Origin of the sequence: Saccharomonospora halophila 8 (assembly GCF_000383775.1) — a bacterium.
Lineage (GTDB): Bacteria > Actinomycetota > Actinomycetes > Mycobacteriales > Pseudonocardiaceae > Saccharomonospora > Saccharomonospora halophila.
This window is the reverse complement of sequence record NZ_KB912562.1, coordinates 17,652-20,935: the sequence shown is the minus strand read 5'-3', so window position 1 is coordinate 20,935 and position 3,284 is coordinate 17,652. Positions and strand designations below refer to the sequence as shown.

Annotated in this window: 3 protein-coding genes; 2 read left to right on the top strand and 1 reads right to left on the bottom strand. The window is 70.6% G+C overall.

Annotated elements, in window-relative coordinates:
• Positions 1-173 precede the first annotated feature (173 nt).
• Positions 174-1,103, top strand: a complete 930-nt coding sequence (locus SACHA_RS0113685; RefSeq protein ID WP_019810703.1) for an MIP/aquaporin family protein — start codon at positions 174-176, stop codon at positions 1,101-1,103.
• Positions 1,104-1,182: 79 nt separating this feature from the next.
• Positions 1,183-2,712, top strand: a complete 1,530-nt coding sequence (gene glpK, locus SACHA_RS0113680; protein WP_019810702.1) for a glycerol kinase GlpK — start codon at positions 1,183-1,185, stop codon at positions 2,710-2,712.
• A 98-nt stretch (positions 2,713-2,810) separates the two neighbouring features.
• Here glpK and SACHA_RS22100 read toward each other — a convergent pair.
• The coding region (locus SACHA_RS22100; RefSeq protein ID WP_039739064.1) for a VOC family protein at positions 2,811-3,284 on the bottom strand (474 nt) is incomplete at its 5' end.

Here is a 3,284-nt window from a genome sequence, read left to right as displayed (position 1 = left end):
ACCCTCGGGACGTGCCGCTCCCCCGGCCGGCGGAACCGGCGGGCCGAACCGGCGGATCCGCACACGGCCGCGACGGCGACCGCCGGTACCGCCGTTCGACCGCTGCGGGTGCACTGTCCGCGTGGGACGATGGATCGGACCTGGCAACGAGGCCATTCCCCGAGGAGGGTCGGATGAGCGCGACCACGGAGCAGCGTCGTTCCGGTGGATGGGCACGCATCAGACAGGGTACCGGCGGGGAGCTGCTGGCCGAGTTCCTCGGTACCGCGGTCCTGCTGATGTTCGGCGCCGGCTCGGTGGCCGTCGCCCTGGCCGGGCTTCCCGGGTCGGGCAGGCAGGTCGTCGACTTCGGGCCGGCCAACTGGTTGATCATCGCGTTCGGCTGGGCGCTGGCGGTCGCGTTCGGTGTGTACGTCGCGGGCGGCGTCAGCGGCGCGCACATCAACCCCGCCGTGACGCTGGCCTTCGCGGTGAGCCGGAAGTTCCCCTGGGTCAAGGTGATCCCGTACTGGATCGCGCAGACACTGGGGGCCTTCGCCGGCGCGGCGGTGGTCTACGCCGTCTACAACGACGCGATCGAGGTGTTCAACGAGTCCGAGGGCCTGGCCCGGGACGAGTCCGTCCCGACCTTCTCGATCTTCGCGACGTTCCCGGCGGAGTACTTCGGCGGCGGGGCGTGGGGGCCGTTCGTCGACCAGATCGTGGGCACCGCCCTGCTGGTGGGCGTGATCGCCGCGCTGATCGACACCCGGAACATGGCTCCGGGGCCGACCGCCAATTTCGGCCCCTGGGCGATCGGGTTCGTGGTGGGCGCGATCGGGCTCAGCTTCGGCACCGGCGCCGGATACGCGATCAATCCGGCGCGTGACTTCGGCCCCCGGTTCTTCACGTGGCTGGCGGGATGGGGCGAGACGGCGTTCCCCGGCAACGGCGACTGGTTCAGCGACTACTGGTGGATCCCGATCGCCGGGCCACTGGTCGGCGGTGTGCTCGGCATCCTCATCTACGACTTCTTCATCGGCCAGGTGCTGCATGCCCGCGAGTTCCCCGAAGGCAAGGAGAAGCCGCCGCCGGGGCGCGTGCCCGAGCCGACCGAGGAGTGACCGGCCACGCTGCCCGGTGTGGTAGCGGTACGCCCGTCCACCGGGCCGCGCGGTCCGAGAGGAGACAGGAGACAGCGTTATGGCCTCGTACATCGCCGCCATCGACCAGGGGACCACGTCCACCCGGACGATGATCTTCGACCATTCCGGCCGTGTGGTGGCCTCGGACCAACGTGAGCACCGGCAGATCTTCCCGGAGGCGGGCTGGGTCGAGCACGACGCGGAGGAGATCTGGGCGAACACCCGGGCCACGGCCGCGGGCGCCCTGGCCGCGGGCGACCTCACCGCCTCCGAGATCGCCGCGGTGGGGATCACCAACCAGCGGGAGACGACGCTGGTGTGGGACCGGCACACGGGCAAGCCGGTCTACAACGCGATCGTGTGGCAGGACACCCGCACCGACCGCATCATCACCGAACTGGGCGAACTCGGCGGCGGGCAGGAACGCTACCGCGACATCACCGGCCTGCCACTGGCGACCTACTTCTCCGGCCCGAAGGTGAAGTGGATCCTGGACAACGTGGAGGGCGTCCGCGAGCGCGCCGAGGCGGGGGACCTGCTGTTCGGGAACATGGACACCTGGGTGCTGTGGAACATGACCGGCGGCGTGGACGGCGGCCTGCACGTCACGGACCCGACCAACGCCTCCCGCACCCTGCTGATGAACCTCGACACGCTGTCCTGGGACGAGAGCATCGCCGCCGACATGGGGATCCCGATGTCGATGCTGCCGGACATCCGCTCGTCGTCGGAGACCTACGGCACCACCCGGGAACGTGGCGCACTGGGCGGCGTGCCGATCGCGGGCATCCTCGGGGACCAGCAGGCGGCCACCTTCGGCCAGGCCTGCCTGTCCGTCGGCGAGGCGAAGAACACCTACGGCACCGGCAACTTCGTCCTGCTCAACACCGGCACCGAGAAGGTGATGTCGGCCAACGGCCTGCTCACCACGGTCTGCTACAAGATCGGCACCAACGCGCCGGTGTACGCGCTGGAGGGCGCGATCGCCGTCACCGGATCGCTGGTCCAGTGGCTGCGGGACAACCTGAACATGATCGGCTCGGCGGCCGAGATCGAGAACCACGCCCGCACCGTGGAGAACAACGGCGGTGCCTATTTCGTGCCCGCGTTCTCCGGCCTGTTCGCCCCGTACTGGCGCTCGGACGCCCGCGGCGCGATCGTCGGCCTCACCCGCTACGTCAACAAGGGCCACCTCGCCCGCGCGGTGCTGGAGGCGACGGCGTTCCAGACCCGCGAGGTCATCGACGCCATGAACGCCGACTCCGGGGTGCCGTTGAAGACGCTCAAGGTGGACGGCGGCATGGTGGTCAACGACCTGCTGATGCAGTTCCAGGCGGACATCCTGGGCGTGTCGGTCATCCGGCCGCAGGTCAGCGAGACCACCGCGCTCGGCGCCGCCTACGCGGCCGGGCTCGCCGTCGGCTTCTGGGCGAGCGAGGACGACATCCGCGCCAACTGGTCCGAGGACAAGCGGTGGGAGCCGTCGATGGACGAGACCCGTCGGGCGCGCGAGTACCGCAACTGGAAGAAGGCGGTCACGAAAACGTTCGGCTGGGTCGAGCAGGAGAGCTCCGAGCAGCAGGGCTGAGGCTGCCCGGACGGGGCTGCCCGGACGGGGACGCCCGGACGGGGCCGCCGCCGGACGGGGCCGCCGGGGGAACCCGGACGGCCCCGTTCCGGCACGTGTCAGGTGGCGGCGGTCAGCTCCGGCTCGGCGGTGACCGACAGCAGGGAGAACGACACGCCCTGGTTGTCGTTAACCATCGAGTACCGCCCGTACGGGGTGTCGGTCGGATCGGCCAGCACGCGCCCGCCCAGCCGGTCCACCTCGGCCACCGCGGCGTCGGTGTCCGGCACGCCGAAGTAGACCATCCAGTGCGGCGGCACGTCGGCGGGAACGTCGTCCGGCAGGAGCCCGAGTCCCCCGACCGGACGTCCGTCGACCAGCATCGTGGCGTAGGTGTACTGGTCGTCGGACATGTCGTCGAACCCGTAGCCGAACACGGCGGCGTAGAAGTCCCGGGCGGTGTCGAAGTCGCGCACCATGCACTCGTTCCACAGCACGGACGAGGGGGCGTCGGTGAGCCGCGCGCCGATGTGCCCGCCCGCCTGCCAGAGGCCGAACGCGGCACCCGCCGGGTCGGCGGCCACCGCCATCCG

Bases quoted from the DNA above. Each gene is read 5' to 3' on its own strand.
- SACHA_RS0113685 (WP_019810703.1), top strand. From the start codon at position 174: ATGAGCGCGACCACGGAGCAGCGTCGTTCCGGTGGATGGGCACGCATC.
- glpK (WP_019810702.1), top strand. From the start codon at position 1,183: ATGGCCTCGTACATCGCCGCCATCGACCAGGGGACCACGTCCACCCGG.